The sequence below is a fragment of the Streptomyces sp. AC1-42W genome (assembly GCF_003248355.1).
Lineage (GTDB): Bacteria > Actinomycetota > Actinomycetes > Streptomycetales > Streptomycetaceae > Streptomyces.
The window spans coordinates 1,563,864-1,577,275 of sequence record NZ_QKWY01000001.1 but is presented as its reverse complement, the minus strand read 5'-3'; the positions used below and the strand labels follow the sequence as shown (position 1 = coordinate 1,577,275).

The window sequence follows — 13,412 nt, the reverse complement described above, 5'->3', positions numbered from 1 at the left end:
TGACTCAAGCCGCTCCGCCTCGGCGCAACCACCCAACGTGGCACCGCCACCGGACCACGCAGATCGCGGAGCCAGCGGCTGCGTATCGGCCGCTGCCCCGAAGAACCGCTTCGTCCCAGGGCCCCGACGGAGACGAGTCTCACCCCTCGTCGCCTCCCCCTTCGGATTCCGTAGCCAGCCCCGCCGCGTCCGTGAGGTCCGGGGCCGAATCGTTGTCCGTCGCGCCCGCCTGCTCCTGCTCCACAGTTGACCCCACCGTCGCCCCTGTTGAAGCCTCATCACTCTGTACGAGCATCGGGAGGACATATGTCTGGGCCAGTCCGGCCAGGTGAAGCGGGAGCGGCAAGGGCAGCGCCGCCGCACAGCCGAGCACCGCGATCTCGAGCGAGGTCGGGTTCTAGGCACTGGTGCCCGCCTGCGAGGTGCGGTTGCCCACGGCGTTGACCCTGGCGACCAGGCGGTCGAGAGCGGATGACACGGCGTGGGTACCGGGGCGTTCCGTAGTGCTGCAGAAGACTCGGCCCCCCGATGAGGTCCTGCCCTGCGACGGGATGGTCTGGGCCCAGGAGCCGGCAGGCTGGCCATGCGGCTTGCCGGGGTCCGCCAGGCCGCACCACTGCGCGGCCTCCCGCCCGCCACATCCTCGGACGCGCACAAGGCGGAGTTCATCGTCGAGCCAGCCCGCAGGGGCGTGCCCCTCCGGATCAGGTCCCGCTCGATCCGGCCGTCCGGCAGTCACCGTCAATACAGCCTGCTGTTCTGTGCGCGAGTGATGTCGCACAACGCAACACCTGCCGCAAGGCACGCCCCCACCATGCAAACAACGGCATCGGACTCGGCCGCATTCCGTCCCGTCCCCTCGTACACGGGCTACCCCCGCGAGCGGCGAGATCCTAGATCGACGGCCCGCCAGTCGCCGGAACTGCCCCATCGCCCCGCACACCAGCTGTTGACAACCCAGCACGAGATCGATAGAACTTTTTTTTCTCGACTAAAGACGGAGAGAAAAAAATTCTCCGAGGGAAGGGGGGCATGTCCGAGCACAGCATCACCGTTGACGCAGAAGTCTTCGCGCGCCTGCAGCGCGAGGCCAAGCCTCTGGTCGACACACCAAACAGCGTGCTACGACGCCTGCTTGCCATGGACGAGGTGACGGTCCAGCCAGGCGCCCTCGCCAAGTTGATCGCTTCAGGACTGCTACAGCCGGGGCAGCGGCTGACCTGGCGCCGCCGCAACCTAGGCCAGGAGCACCGCGCACACATCACCGCCGAAGGAAGTCTTCGGCTGGATGACGGTCGGATCTGCACCTCACCGTCCGGCGCGTGCGAGGCGGCGACCGGGGCAAAGGCCAACGGTTGGGATGCCTGGCACACGGACGATGGCACTTCCTTGAGCACTCTTCGCGGCAGGGCCTGACCACTTCGACGGGGGGGGGATCCACCACGTGGACTTCACTCAGCGCATGTTGGCGCAGCTCACCCTGCGCCAACAGCTTACCGACATGCCAGGCGAGAGCTTCGAGCAGCTAATCCACAAGCTGCTGAGCCTGCGGCACCCCGACTTCGTGCCCGTACGCACACACGGAAACCTCGGCGACATGGGCGCCGACGGGCTCCTCCTTTGGGACCGGGTGCTCTGGGCGTGCTATTCACCGCAGACCGACGACATCGCCCGGGTCAAGCGCAAGTTCGCCTCGGACCTGGAGAAGGCGCTCGTGAAACGGCCGGATGCCTTCGACACGTTCCGCTTCGCGGTCAACGTTCTCAAGGGTGTGCACCCAGAGTTGAGCGTGATGATGTCCGAGGCTCAGGAGAAGCTGCGCCCGCGCCGAGTGGAGCACTACGGCTGGCACCGCCTATGGAACGACGTCATGCGACTGGACAGGATCGCCACGGAAGATCTCCTCGGCTGTGAGCTGCCGGTCCAGGACAAGACGTACGGCATCGGACTCACCGATCTCGAGGTGTTGCTTGCCCGGCTCGGTGAGCAGCGGCGCACGACGCAGCCGCTCGCGGCCCTCCCTGAAGTCAACAAGTACAAGATCGAGTGGAACGGTCTTTCCGGTGACGTCCGCGGCGCGCTGATCCAGGGGATCGGGCACAGCCATATCGTCGAGGGGTACTACGCCGGGCTCGGCGCACCGGACGAGGCGGACCGGGTCGCCCAGGGGTTCCGGGTGTACTACGAGCAGGTCCGGGCCAATACCGACGACCAGGACAAGCTATGGGCCGCACTGCAGGAGTACATTCTCGGAAACGCCGCACCGAGCCTGAACTCAATGTATTGCGCATGGATTGTCATCGCCCACTTCTTCCAGCGGTGCGACGTCTTCGACGTGCCACCCGACGGCTGGATTCCGGGCACAGCGGACCGGAGCGCCGCGTGATCACTCCGACGAAAGGGATCTCCCCGGACCGCTCCCTGCTCGCCATAGGTGCGCAGATCCTGCGGGTCCTCGACATGCCGGTGACCGTTACCCAGACCTGGTCGAGATTCCGCGCCGAACGTGTCCGGCTTGGCCACCACTCTCCGGTCTCTTTCCAGTGGTTCGTCCTCGGGCTCGATGTGCTGTATGCGCTCGGTGTGATCGAGTTCCGCGACGATCTGCTGACGAGAAGGCGAGCCGACTCGCCGACCAGAAGGAGGGACAATGCTGCGTCGTCTGAGCGCTGACGATCCTCGGTTCCGCCCCGTTGAGTTCCGGCGCGGCCTCAATCTTCTGGTCGCCGAAACCCACCCCGGAGCAAGGAAGACGGACAGTCGCAACGGCACCGGCAAGTCCAGCCTGGCAGAGCTGCTGCACTTCACCCTAGGGGCTCAGGCCGGTAAAGGCAGCCTGCCCGGCCACACCCTGCTTCGGCGCACTCTCTTCACTCTGACCTTGGACTGGCCCGGGCGCGAGGAGCCGGTAAAGGTGAGCAGACGCGGTGCCCAGCAAGGAGTCGTCCTGACCGACGCTCCAGACGGCACCGAGGGCGAGGCCGGAGAGCTCTTCGCGTTCAACCACGCCCGTGAGATGCCTGTGACGGAGTGGAGAACACGGATCGAGACGAACCTCTTCCGGCTGCCCGCCGACCATCCCGGCATCTCGGGGCGGGCCCTGCTGTCGCTTCTCGTACGCCGCGTCGGATCGCACGCCTTCAACGACCCGGTGCGGACCCATCCGCAGCAGCCGACGGCCGAGGCGGCGGCCAACCTCGCCTATCTCCTCGGCCTGGACTGGCGACTCGCCGCCGGCTACCGCGACATCGCCGCACGGGAAGCGACCCGACGGCAGCTGCGGTCGGCGATGAACGATCCGTCCTGGCACCAGGTCGTCGGCACGACGGCGGACCTGCGCGGACGGATCATTGTCGCGGAGGGCGACGTGAACCGGCTCCGCGAGCAGATCGCTTCCTTCCACGTTGTGCCCGCGTACGCAGAACTTCAGGCGCGAGCCGACGGGTTGGACAAGAGAGTCCGCTCGCTCCCGGAGCAGGACGTGATCGACCGTCGAAACCTGGCGGAACTACAGCGGGCAGTGGAAGAGGCAAACGAACAAGACACGGCATACGTGGACGCCATGTACCGGGAACTGGGCGTTGTTCTGCCCGACCGGGTACACCGCTCCTTCGAGGACGTACGTGGCTTCCACGCGTCCATCGTCCGCAACCGCCGCCGCTACCTCGCCGACGAGATCGAGGAGACGCAGGCCAGACTCACAGCTCGCGAACACGAGCGCAACCGTCTCGGCGAGGAGCTCACCGAGACACTAAGCGCATTGCGCGACGGAGGCGCCCTCGATGGCCTCACGGCGCTCCAGCAGTTGCTCGCTCAGAAGCAGGCGGCACTCGAAGCGCTGCGCAAGCAGCATGAGACGGCGCAGTTCATGGAGGCCAGCCAGCGGGAGATCACGGCGCAGCGCGTCGAACTCCAGGAGGAACTGGAGCTCGACCTGGAGGAGCGCGGCGAGCAAACCCGGGAGGCCACGTGGCTCTTCGCCCGCTTCGCTCGCCGCCTCTACGGGCAGGACCGACAGGCATACCTCACCATTAGAGCCGGCACCAGCAGCTTGGAAATCTCCGCACATGTCGACAGTCAAGGCAGCGTCGGCATTAATAAGATGGTGATCTTCTGCCTTGATCTCACGGCCGCAGTGATCGCCCTCCGCCACGACCGTGGGCCCGGATTCCTGGTCCACGACAGCCATCTCTTCGACGGGGTGGACGACCGCCAGGTGACTGAGGCGTTGACGCTCGCGTCCGAGGTCGCCGAGGAAGAAGGTCTCCAGTACATCGTGACATTCAACTCGGACAAGCTGGAACGCACCCGCCTGGGCGGCTTCGACCCCTCTCCCTATCTCATCGAGCCCCGCCTAACCGACGCCTACGACGAAGGCGGACTGTTCGGGTTCCGCTTCTGACTCGGCAGAGGGGAGGCTGCACGCCACAGCCAGAAGCTCACAGCAGCGACGGAGCTGCAGGCCAAGGCAAGGAATCACATCAGCGCCAGGTTGACTCCGTGACACAATTATCATGTCATTGAGTCATGCTGTACGTAACGCCCTCCCTGAACGCCGACGACCGCCGCGCCCTCGACGAGATCGAGGGCATGCGTCGCTCCCTGCGCCACATGCTTCGCGCCACCCCGCGCTGGACCCGCCAGCTGCGCCGCAACCTCACCGCCCGCGCTATCGCCGGATCGAACACCATCGAGGGGTACGCGGCGACGGTCGACGACGTGGAAGCGCTCATGTCGGGTGAGGAACCCCTGGAGACCGGAGAAAAGACTCGTGCCGAGCTGGAGGGCTACCAGCGCGGCATGACCTACATCCAGGCCCTCGCCGACGCCGGAGACGACTTCCGCTTCGACGCCGGCCTGCTCAACGGCCTGCACTTCATGCTCCAGGGCCACCACCTCGACAAACGCCCCGGCCGCTGGCGCGACGGGCCCGTCTACGTCACCAGCCCTGACGACCCCCTGGTCCCCGCCCACACCGCACCGGACCAGGCGGACGTTCCCGCTCTGATGTCGGAGTTCATCGACTGGCTCAATGAGGGCGACCTCGACGCGCCCGTCCACGTCCGCGCTTCCATGGCCCACCTCAACCTCGTCAAGATCCATCCGTGGAAAGACGGCAACGGGCGCATGTCCCGCGCTCTGTCCACTCTGGTGTTCTCCCGCGAGGCTCTGATGCCGCCCGAATTCTCCTCCATCGAGGAATGGCTCGGCCGGGGACAGAACACCTACGCCTACTACCAGATCCTGGAAGAGGTGGGCGGACCGCACTGGAGCCCCGAGCGGGGTACTCGCCCCTGGATCCGGTTCTGCCTGACCGCCCACCACCGACAGGCCCAGCAGGCCCAGCGCCGCTTCGATGTCATGTCGCGGGCCTGGACCCGTCTGGTCGAAGGCGTCGAGGCCACCGGTCTGGACGAGCGGGTGGTCTATGCCCTGCTGCCCGCCTTCTCCGACGCGAAGGTGCGCCGCACCGTCTACCAGCAGGACGCCGACCTCAGCGACCAGCAAGCCATCCGCGACATCCGGGAGCTCGTCGCCCGCGGCTGGCTCGTCCCCCACGGAAAGGCCCGCGCCCGGTACTACGCCCCCGGGCCCCTCATGCACCCGGTCCGGGACGAGGTCCGCCAGTCCATGGAGCCGTACACGGACCCCTACCGGCGGGAACGGTGACCCTCACCGGCGATCACGCGATCAGGGTGGCCGAGGCGTCCGACATCTCGTCGAGTCGCTGCCGCAGATCCTGCTCTTGACCACTGATGCACTGCGCATACATGGCGAACAGCATGGCAACGCTGGTGCCGGCCCACTCAGCCACCTGAGCAGGCGGAATGCCGTTGTTCAGCCACACCGTCAGCCTGGTGTGCCGAAGGTCGTACACGCGTTGTCCTGTCACGCATATATGTGGCGTGGCAGGGTTGCCCTGCGGGCGTGATCCCACATACGGCGGTAGACGGAACCGGCGAGAACTCCGCCGCGTTCCCCGGGAACGAGCCGATCGCCGGGGCGCAGGCTCGCCTCCTGGACACGCGCCCGCAAGAGGGTGGACAGGGTCGGAGGGCACGGCACTATGCGCGTTTCACCCTCTGCTCTGGCTTTCAGACGTCGCTGATCGTGCCGGGTTCCACTGTCGGTCCACGTGCGCCCGATCTCGGGCTCGGCGGTGTGGACCACGATGTCGGCCGACCGCCCTACCCCCGATGCGGGCAGGACAAGGTCCGAGACACGTAGCGCGACCGCTTCTTCCGGACGTAGCCCCGTGAAGTACAACGTCGCGAAGAATGCTTGCAGCCATTGCCCGCTGCGCGGCTGGCGGCGGATCCAGTCGAGCAGCTGCGCAGCCTGCCGCTCGTTCAGCAGACGGCGCCGGTCGATCGCACTGGCAGACCGCTGTGTGAGGTTCCGCGACTCGGGAACAGGGTCGGACGCCAGAATGCCGCGGACGATCGCATACCTCATCAGCAGATGCAGGACCCGTCAATGCCGCTTCACGGACGAAGCGGCCGCCCGTCTCCCGTCCAGCAACGTTCCCAGTACCAGCAGCACGTCCTGGACGATGAGCGGATCGGTCCAGGCGTCCATGGTCGGAGTGTGCCGTCGCACCCAGCCGAGCACCGCGGCCACGTCATCCGGGGCATCGTCGCGGCGGTTGGTATTGAAAGCCCAATCGCTCAGGGCCGTACGGAACCGGCGTGAAGGGACGCCCGGTGGATCCCGGTCCATCAGCGCAGTGGTGACGATCATCAGCGTGCGCGCCGTGTTCTTCCGGTGATTCGCCGATACGCGCGGCCACTGGGCGTCCGTGAACTGGACGGCGAAGTCGTACCACCCGACCGAGGAAGCTTTCGGCTCATGCCGGTCCGGCAGGCCGGTCGACATGTTGAACGGCTCTCCGGCGTGCGTCGCGGTCACCAGCTCCGCTCGGAAACCGTCGGCCAGCGCGAACGTCTGAAACGTCTTGCGATGGCGCTTTCCACCGACGGACCAGCGAACCCCGTAGGACTCGCGCAGCTTCCCGGAGCCCCGCTCGATCTGCCAGACCCTGACGTCAAAGGTGGTATCCATGGTCTGCACCTCGATCAGGTCTCGCCCGTGGCGCCCCTCGTCAAGGAAGCGGGTCCTTGAATCGCTACGGACTCTCCCTCCATGGTCCCACCACCAGTCGGCGAGCAAGATCGTCCCACATGCGTCCCCCAAAACGGCTGACGATGCGTCACTGGGTGATAAAATGCCAGGTCAGAGCGGTAGAGATAACGTTGGAATAAGCGCCTTCTCAGCACTTGGCCGCAGGTTCGAGTCCTGCCGGGGGCGCACGCCGCAGGACCCTCCTCCGGGAGGGTCTTTCTTACTGGTCAGGGACGGTTTTCAGTCGGGGCGAGCGTGCCGGAGCAAGAGCTCCGGATAGCTTCGATCTGCCCGGCTGAAACCAGCCAGAGACGGCCTCCGGCGGCCGTTCAGCCCCAAAATGTCCCGAAGTTTTTTGGGCCGCCCACTGCCCGCCTCACTCCACTCCACGCGCTCTTCGCTGCTGGTCACCCCCCGGACCGCGTCAACAGTCGTCGCCCGGCCGTAGGACGCCATCCACGTTCGGCTCGAAGTCGTAAGGGGGCACGTCCAGAGCGTGCCGGACCAGTTCAGCCGCTCTCGTCCAGCAACTCCATCGCGGCGTCCGCCCTCGGAGCGGGACCAGCGCCCGCCCCCTCGGTCGACCTCCACTCGTGCTCCAGGATCGAGTAGGTGATCGAGTCGCGCCACGCTCCGCGGACGAAGACGTGGTCGCGGATCCGGCCGTCCTCGGTCATACCCGCCCGCAGAAGGGTCCGCGCGGACGCCTCGTTGAGGGGTGAGCGGGCCGCCCAGATGCGGTGGAGGCCAAGCGTCCGGAAGCCCAGCGCGCATAACAGATGGACAGTCTCCGTGCCCAGGCCCCTGCCCCACTCAGCCGGGTGCAGGGCAAGGCCGATGGTGGCCGCCTGCTGCGGTTCCGTCGCCAGGCGCGCATAGCCGATCAGCTGGTGCTCGCCGCGTCGGGTGATGGCGAGGCAGTACTCGGTCCTCGGGGTGTCCGTGGCGGAGGCGATGGACCGGTCGACGATCGCCTGAACCTGCTCAAAGGTACGGGGTTCGAAGCTGAGGTGCCGGATGGCCTCGGCATCACCGTAGATGGCTAGGAGGGCTTCGGTGTCCTCGGGTTCGACTTCACGTAGAGCCAGTTTCGGCCCGGCCAGGTGGACGGGGGTCATGGGCGCCTAGCCTTCCTGCGGGGTCAACGGACGAAGTCGTCACTGTGCGGCCGAACTTTTACCGTCCAGCAGTTCCAGCGCCTCCTCCCAACGGAAGCGGTCCGCTCCACCGCCCGCCTTCGGCCGGTGCGGCTCGTACGACCCGACCAGGACGCCCATCTCCCGGAGCTGATCGAGACTCCGCCCGTACGCCGGGTGGGCGGCCATGGCGGCGTTCACGTACGGCAGGACAGCGGTCGGGATGCCCATCCCGTATGCCTCGCACAGGATGCCGAGGGCCAGGGTGTCGACGATGCCGGCCGTCCATTTGTTGATCGTGTTGAAGGTGGCGGGCGCGACGGCGATGGCGTGGGCGGGCGGGAGCGGACGCGGGTCTCCGGGACTGCGCCAGGCCGAGCGGATCGGGTAGCCGGTCTGGGCCTCGATCGCCTCGGTGTCGAGGAAGCCGAGCCCCTGTGGTGTTGCTATGACGCCGACACCCCAGCCCTGCTTCTGCGCGGCGCTGATCAGCTTGTGGGCGTCGCCCGCGATGCCGGCGGCGCAGACGACGACGTACAGGAACGGCTGTGCGGCCACGCGGGGACTCCCAGTCGGCGGCTGAAGTGGTGGAGCTCGGGCAGCGTACGTCGCCGGTCGCGGGCGGCCATGTCGGCGACCAGGTCGCGGACGGCAGGACGGCGAACGTCCTGCGCGGCGCAGGTCTCGGCGATACGCAGGGCCTGGTAGCCCTCGGCGAGGCGGCCCTGCTGGTTGTACGCGCGGGCTACTTCGACCCACACGGCCGCTCGGCGTTCGGGGACGGGGATGTGCCGCCGCATGAGGGGCGCTGCGGTATTCAGGGCGATGCCCGCGTCACCGAAGGCGACCGCGGCGCTCACGGCGTGCAGGGAGAGGTTGGTGGGGCTGAAGTTCGCCCAGGCGTCGGGCTGGTCGAGCGCGACGTAGCGGGCGACGTCCCGGGCTTCGTCGAGGAATTCGCGTGCAGCTGCGCGGTCTCCGGCTGTGCTGGCGGCTGTGACGCCACGGAGGAAGAGTAGCCCCACAGCGGCCAGGTAGCGAGGGGGCCGCTGGTCGTACGCGCCGGCGAGCTGGCCCGCCGTGTGCCGGACGAGAGTGACGGCCTGGGCGGTGTGTTTCTCTCGCGTCAGGACGTGGGCGTGCACGCGGACGCTGGAGGCGAGGACGACGGGCTCGCCGTCCTCGGGTACGACGTCTCCGTCGGCGATCGCACAGAGGTGCTCGACCCGCGCCTTCCTGGCCGCGTAGCCGGGGTCTCGGGAGGTCTTCCACGTCTTCAGGCGTTGAAGGGAGACGCCTTCCTCACGGAGCAGGATGCGCAGGCCCTCGTGGCTGATGTCGTCGACCACTCCCTCGGCGACCAGGAAGTCCGCCGGTTTGGTCAGGCTCCGGGTAGAAAACGGCAGGTCGTGCTCGGTCGGCTTGGACTTCGCGATCTTCTTGATCTCGCGCCGCTCGGGCAGCGTGAAGGTCTTCGGGCGGCCGCCCTTGTACTTCGGGTAGAGGGAGGCGAAGCCATCGGCGTTGAAGTTGTGGATCACATCCCGGACCCGGTCCGCGCTCGTGAAGGTGACCTCGGCGGTCTTCGCCACGGGCATGCCCTGCGCGGCCGGCAGCACCATCTGGGCCCGATCTCACGGACGCGTACTCGTTCTGCCACCCGCCCAGCCCGACGGCCGCGCGGCGGAAAGCTCAGCATCGCGGTGTCACAGTGCCCGGCGCATGCAGGCCCGCGGCCACCGGTCCAGGCCATGTGCCGCTTCGCGCCGGCGGATCTCCCGCAGACCAGGAGTAAGGCTGCTGTCGTCCAGGAGCCGAAATCCACACCGCGCGTAGTAAGGGGCATTCCACGGGACCTGAGTGAACGTGGTGAGGGTCAGGGCGGGCACCCCTTCGCTCGTGGCCTGGCCGGCCAGATGGTCCAGCAGGGACCGGCCGATCCCACGACGCGCGCTGTCCGGGTGCACCGATACCTGCTCGACATGGAGGTTGCCGTCGACGCGGTCGGCGATCAGGTAGGCGACGGGGATGCCGGCGTCGTTGGCCGCAACCCAGGCCAGCCCAGTGTCACGATAGCGGGCGAGCTCGCCGACCGGGAGCGGCTCGTCATCGGCGATCTCCGGCATGCCGATGTCTCGGAAGCACTGCCCGGCAGCCCTCTCTATGTCCTGGAGGAGAGGCAGTTCGTCCGGGTGCACTGCTCGGATACGCATGGATGCATTGTCCAAGATCAGCCGGATGCTGCCACCGATTGAGGTCCCGTGACGACGGTCCACTGGCATCGGCATGCTCGGCGCAGATCCGCATCGACAGGCTCGCGCGGCACTCACCCCGAATACCGCCTACAGCCCGCCACTCTCACATCACAACAGGGGCGAACGTTGCCTGACGCGGCACTAGCGAAGGGCTGGGCCGGCACAAGATCGCCTCATGCCTTCTGAAGGACAAGCCCCGTGGCCGAAGCCGCCTCAGCCGTCTTCAGGGCGTCCCGGTCCCCCTGAACGTCGCGAGGAGCGTGCGGGCGCGGTCCCGGAAGGCTTCGTCGTGGCGGATGATGCGGTCCTCGACGCCCGAGCGGACCACTCGGGCGTCGCCCTCGGCGAGGGCTTCGAGCCGGCGCAAGCGGTCGCCGGTCAGGGCGGCGCCGCCAAGGGCCGCCAGGGCGTCGCACGCCCCGGCCGCATCGGCGTCCGACTCGGCCGCGGCCAGGGCGGCGGAGGCGAGCGCGGCGCGGTCCACGGTAGCCGGGTCCGCCACGGCCAGAAGAGCCGTCGCCACGGCCGGGGCCCGCACCGGATCGCCGAGGGCCGCCTCAAGGGCGGCGGTGAGCGAACGGCCGGCCGGGCCCAGGAGCGCGGTCGTCCGGGCGGCCCTCACCACCGACCAGCGGGCCCACCGGCTCCGCGAGGCACGGTCGAAGACCGACGCGAGGACGGCGACGACGGGTTCCGGGTCGCCCGTGACCCGCCACAGGGCTTCGGCCAGGGCGGTGTCCGTGTCCAGCGCGGGCGTGGTGTCCTTCTCCGGGTCGCCGAGCGCCCCGCGCAGGAGCGGGGCCAGCGCGGCTCCCCGGGGACCGAGTGCGCCGGCGGCCCTGGCGGCATCGCGCAGCCCCCACCCCTCACGGCCGAGTTCCTGTTCGAGGCAGCGCAGCAGCGGGGCGGGGTCGTCCGTGAGCTCGTACAGGGCCCGCGCGGCCGGGAGGACATTGCCTCGGGCCGCCGTACGCAGCGCGGCAACGGCCCTGTCGCGGTCGGCCGGAGCGCGGCCCGCCACGACGGGGACGAGGGCCCGTGCGGCCTCGGCGGGGAAGTGCGGGACGGACGCGCACAACTCGGGCAGCGCGGCCGCCGCTTCGGCGCCCCAGCCGGCCAACAGGCCGGTCAGCTGCCCGGGTTCGTTGCCGCTGAGCGATGCTGGCCGCGAGAGGCGGGAACGTACGGCGTCGAGGAGGTCCCCGTCGAACGGGAAGGGCGCGGCTTCCGCGTCCCACAGGCCGGTCGCCGCGTCCAGGGCACGCGGGCGGCGCCCCAGGCCGGCGGCGAGGAGCGGGGCCGCCCGCTCGGGTGCGACGAGCACGAGTGCGGCCAGAGCGCGGTCGGCATGATCGTCCTCCCGGTCCGGGTGTCGGCCGGCGAGTGGGGCGAGCACGTCCGCGGCCGGTTCGGCGGCGCGGGCCAGCCGTCCCAGCAGGGACGCCATGCCCACCACCGACTCCTCGTCGACGGCCGCCGCGCACAGGCCCGCCACCAACCGCCGCGGGGCTCCGCGCGAGAGCATGCAGGCGCGGTCGGCCGCCCAGGTGCCCTCGGCCCGGACCGCGGCCCGGCTGTCCCGCAGGGCCGCGTCGACCAGGGCGAACACCGCCTCCCGGTCCGCGTCGCGGTCCCGGGAGAGAAGGATCTCGACGACAGCGGCCAGCGGCTCGCCGCGTTCGAAGTCGAGGTCGGAACGCAGGGAGTCGGCGGGCAGAAGCGACAGCATCGCCGTGTGCAGGGAGTCGTCCCAGGGGGCGGCCGCGTCGAGGCGGGCGAAGAGGGCGGCCAGCCGTACGACGGCGGGCTGGGAGGGGTCCAGGGCACAGGCCGCCACGGCGGCCCCGCGCTGCGGGTCGAGCCGGGCGATCCCGGCGAGCACCTCGGCCCGGACGGCGGGCTCGGTCTCCTGCGCCCAGCGGGTCTCCAGCGCGGGCAGGACGGTTCCACTCTCGCGGGTCTGCGAAACCGCCCAGGCGGCGATCCGCCGGACGTCCGGTTCGGCACCGCCCAGCAACGGCAGCAGCAACTCCAACCGCGCGGCCACTGCCTTCCGTACAGCGCCAGGGGCCACGCCGTACTCGTCCTCGCTCTCGGCCATGCCACCGAGCAGCCCCAGGACGTCGGCCGTACGGTGGCCGGCCGCCGCGATCCCGGCGAGGAACGGCACCGCTTCCGCGCTCGCCGCGTAGACGGTCCCCTGGTGCAGCACGCTCCCGTACAGCTCCGACAGCGCTTCGGCCGCCGCGGCGGCGTCCGTACCCGCAAGGGTCCGGAGCAGTTCGGGAACGTCTTCCGCGCTGCCGTACGCGTGGGAGGAGGAGGCCCAGGACACGGCGTCCAGGCCGTCGAACGGGTGCGCGAGATCCATACGGGACATGCTGTCATCCGCCTCTGACAGGGCCTCCCCGCGTCCGGCTGCCCGCCGGGGGCGGGGGTCGTCAGTAGCATGGGGCCGCGCTCGCCGTGGTGGGGGCGTGGGACGGTGGGAGGCCTGGGATGACGGAGCAGCGGGGGGCCGGGGCGCGGCGGCGGGGGCAGGGGGAGCTGGAGGCCCAGGTGCTGGCCACGTTGCGCGCCGCGCCAGGACCGGTCGTCGCGGGGTGGGTGCAGGAGCGGCTCGGGGGCGGTCTCGCGTACACGACGGTGGTGACCATCCTGACCCGGCTGCATGCCAAGGGGGCGGTGGCGCGGGAGCGGTCGGGGCGGTCGTTCCAGTGGACGGCGGTCGCGGACGAGGCGGGGCTGGCCGCGTTGCGGATGCGGCGGGTGCTCGACTCCGAGGCCGACCGCGAGGCCGTGCTGGCGAGTTTCGTGAACACGCTGTCCCCGGGGGACGAGCGGCTGCTGCGCACGTTGCTGGAGACGGCGGAGCCCTCGGAGGAGGGAGACTAGGGCC

The 13,412-nt window shown here is 69.2% G+C and carries 14 protein-coding genes and 1 pseudogene; 6 read left to right on the top strand and 9 right to left on the bottom strand.

The annotated features are described in order from the left end of the window. Positions 1 to 397 precede the first annotated feature (397 nt). On the bottom strand, positions 398 to 931 hold the full coding sequence (locus DNK56_RS35805; RefSeq protein ID WP_241989793.1) for an RNaseH domain-containing protein: 534 nt from the start codon (positions 929 to 931) through the stop codon (positions 398 to 400). A gap of 101 nt (positions 932 to 1,032) precedes the next feature. Between DNK56_RS35805 and DNK56_RS07145 the strand changes: the two genes are divergently transcribed. The 5 genes from DNK56_RS07145 (at position 1,033) to DNK56_RS07125 (ending at position 5,670) form a co-directional block, all read left to right on the top strand. Next, positions 1,033 to 1,416: a restriction system modified-DNA reader domain-containing protein gene (locus tag DNK56_RS07145; protein WP_111331526.1), complete on the top strand. Its 384-nt coding sequence runs from the start codon at positions 1,033 to 1,035 to the stop codon at positions 1,414 to 1,416. Positions 1,417 to 1,444: 28 nt separating this feature from the next. Continuing rightward, complete coding sequence (locus DNK56_RS07140; RefSeq protein ID WP_111331524.1) at positions 1,445 to 2,386, top strand: ABC-three component system protein; 942 nt, start codon at positions 1,445 to 1,447, stop codon at positions 2,384 to 2,386. Further along, positions 2,383 to 2,673, top strand: a complete 291-nt coding sequence (locus DNK56_RS07135; protein ID WP_111331522.1) for an ABC-three component system middle component 6 — start codon at positions 2,383 to 2,385, stop codon at positions 2,671 to 2,673. The genes DNK56_RS07140 and DNK56_RS07135 overlap by 4 nt, the downstream gene beginning before the upstream one ends. Next, complete coding sequence (locus DNK56_RS07130; RefSeq protein ID WP_111331520.1) at positions 2,651 to 4,402, top strand: ABC-three component system protein; 1,752 nt, start codon at positions 2,651 to 2,653, stop codon at positions 4,400 to 4,402. Before DNK56_RS07135 ends, DNK56_RS07130 begins: the two co-directional genes overlap by 23 nt. Positions 4,403 to 4,527: 125 nt before the next feature. Beyond that, on the top strand, positions 4,528 to 5,670 hold the full coding sequence (locus tag DNK56_RS07125; RefSeq protein WP_241989792.1) for a Fic family protein: 1,143 nt from the start codon (positions 4,528 to 4,530) through the stop codon (positions 5,668 to 5,670). Between the two features lie 13 nt (positions 5,671 to 5,683). On the opposite strand, the gene DNK56_RS35800 is transcribed toward DNK56_RS07125, so the two are convergent. The 8 genes and pseudogenes from DNK56_RS35800 to DNK56_RS07095 all read right to left on the bottom strand — a co-directional run bounded on the left by DNK56_RS35800 (position 5,684) and on the right by DNK56_RS07095 (position 12,884). Then, positions 5,684 to 5,878: a hypothetical protein gene (locus tag DNK56_RS35800; protein ID WP_241989791.1), complete on the bottom strand. Its 195-nt coding sequence runs from the start codon at positions 5,876 to 5,878 to the stop codon at positions 5,684 to 5,686. 11 nt (positions 5,879 to 5,889) lie between these two features. Next, positions 5,890 to 6,456 (bottom strand): hypothetical protein, encoded by a 567-nt coding sequence (locus tag DNK56_RS35795; protein ID WP_241989790.1) that lies wholly within the window; start codon positions 6,454 to 6,456, stop codon positions 5,890 to 5,892. Between the two features lie 18 nt (positions 6,457 to 6,474). Continuing rightward, positions 6,475 to 7,062, bottom strand: a complete 588-nt coding sequence (locus tag DNK56_RS35790) for a hypothetical protein (protein WP_241989789.1) — start codon at positions 7,060 to 7,062, stop codon at positions 6,475 to 6,477. 569 nt (positions 7,063 to 7,631) lie between these two features. Further along, the gene (locus DNK56_RS07115; protein WP_111331518.1) at positions 7,632 to 8,240 is read right to left on the bottom strand and encodes a GNAT family N-acetyltransferase; all 609 of its coding nucleotides are present in this window, start codon (positions 8,238 to 8,240) and stop codon (positions 7,632 to 7,634) included. 39 nt (positions 8,241 to 8,279) lie between these two features. Continuing rightward, positions 8,280 to 8,816 carry a flavoprotein gene (locus tag DNK56_RS07110; RefSeq protein ID WP_111331516.1) on the bottom strand — a complete coding sequence of 179 codons (537 nt, stop codon included), beginning with the start codon at positions 8,814 to 8,816 and terminating at the stop codon, positions 8,280 to 8,282. A gap of 604 nt (positions 8,817 to 9,420) precedes the next feature. Beyond that, positions 9,421 to 9,889 (bottom strand): annotated as a pseudogene (locus DNK56_RS36550) (helix-turn-helix domain-containing protein); the annotation flags it as partial. A gap of 75 nt (positions 9,890 to 9,964) precedes the next feature. Then, positions 9,965 to 10,471: a GNAT family N-acetyltransferase gene (locus tag DNK56_RS07100; RefSeq protein ID WP_111335569.1), complete on the bottom strand. Its 507-nt coding sequence runs from the start codon at positions 10,469 to 10,471 to the stop codon at positions 9,965 to 9,967. Positions 10,472 to 10,736: 265 nt separating this feature from the next. After that, the gene (locus DNK56_RS07095; RefSeq protein WP_241989787.1) at positions 10,737 to 12,884 is read right to left on the bottom strand and encodes a hypothetical protein; all 2,148 of its coding nucleotides are present in this window, start codon (positions 12,882 to 12,884) and stop codon (positions 10,737 to 10,739) included. A gap of 128 nt (positions 12,885 to 13,012) precedes the next feature. Between DNK56_RS07095 and DNK56_RS07090 the strand changes: the two genes are divergently transcribed. Further along, positions 13,013 to 13,408 carry a BlaI/MecI/CopY family transcriptional regulator gene (locus DNK56_RS07090; RefSeq protein ID WP_111331512.1) on the top strand — a complete coding sequence of 132 codons (396 nt, stop codon included), beginning with the start codon at positions 13,013 to 13,015 and terminating at the stop codon, positions 13,406 to 13,408. Positions 13,409 to 13,412 lie beyond the last annotated feature (4 nt).

What these genes read in the sequence shown, in the direction of transcription:
- DNK56_RS35805 (WP_241989793.1), bottom strand. Translation starts at nt 931, where the DNA reads ATGGGGCAGTTCCGGCGACTGGCGGGCCGTCGATCTAGGATCTCGCCG.
- DNK56_RS07145 (WP_111331526.1), top strand. Translation starts at nt 1,033, where the DNA reads ATGTCCGAGCACAGCATCACCGTTGACGCAGAAGTCTTCGCGCGCCTG.
- DNK56_RS07130 (WP_111331520.1), top strand. Translation starts at nt 2,651, where the DNA reads ATGCTGCGTCGTCTGAGCGCTGACGATCCTCGGTTCCGCCCCGTTGAG.
- DNK56_RS07125 (WP_241989792.1), top strand. Translation starts at nt 4,528, where the DNA reads ATGCTGTACGTAACGCCCTCCCTGAACGCCGACGACCGCCGCGCCCTC.
- DNK56_RS35795 (WP_241989790.1), bottom strand. Translation starts at nt 6,456, where the DNA reads ATGAGGTATGCGATCGTCCGCGGCATTCTGGCGTCCGACCCTGTTCCC.
- DNK56_RS35790 (WP_241989789.1), bottom strand. Translation starts at nt 7,062, where the DNA reads ATGGATACCACCTTTGACGTCAGGGTCTGGCAGATCGAGCGGGGCTCC.
- DNK56_RS07115 (WP_111331518.1), bottom strand. Translation starts at nt 8,240, where the DNA reads ATGACCCCCGTCCACCTGGCCGGGCCGAAACTGGCTCTACGTGAAGTC.
- DNK56_RS07100 (WP_111335569.1), bottom strand. Translation starts at nt 10,471, where the DNA reads ATGCGTATCCGAGCAGTGCACCCGGACGAACTGCCTCTCCTCCAGGAC.
- DNK56_RS07095 (WP_241989787.1), bottom strand. Translation starts at nt 12,884, where the DNA reads ATGGATCTCGCGCACCCGTTCGACGGCCTGGACGCCGTGTCCTGGGCC.
- DNK56_RS07090 (WP_111331512.1), top strand. Translation starts at nt 13,013, where the DNA reads ATGACGGAGCAGCGGGGGGCCGGGGCGCGGCGGCGGGGGCAGGGGGAG.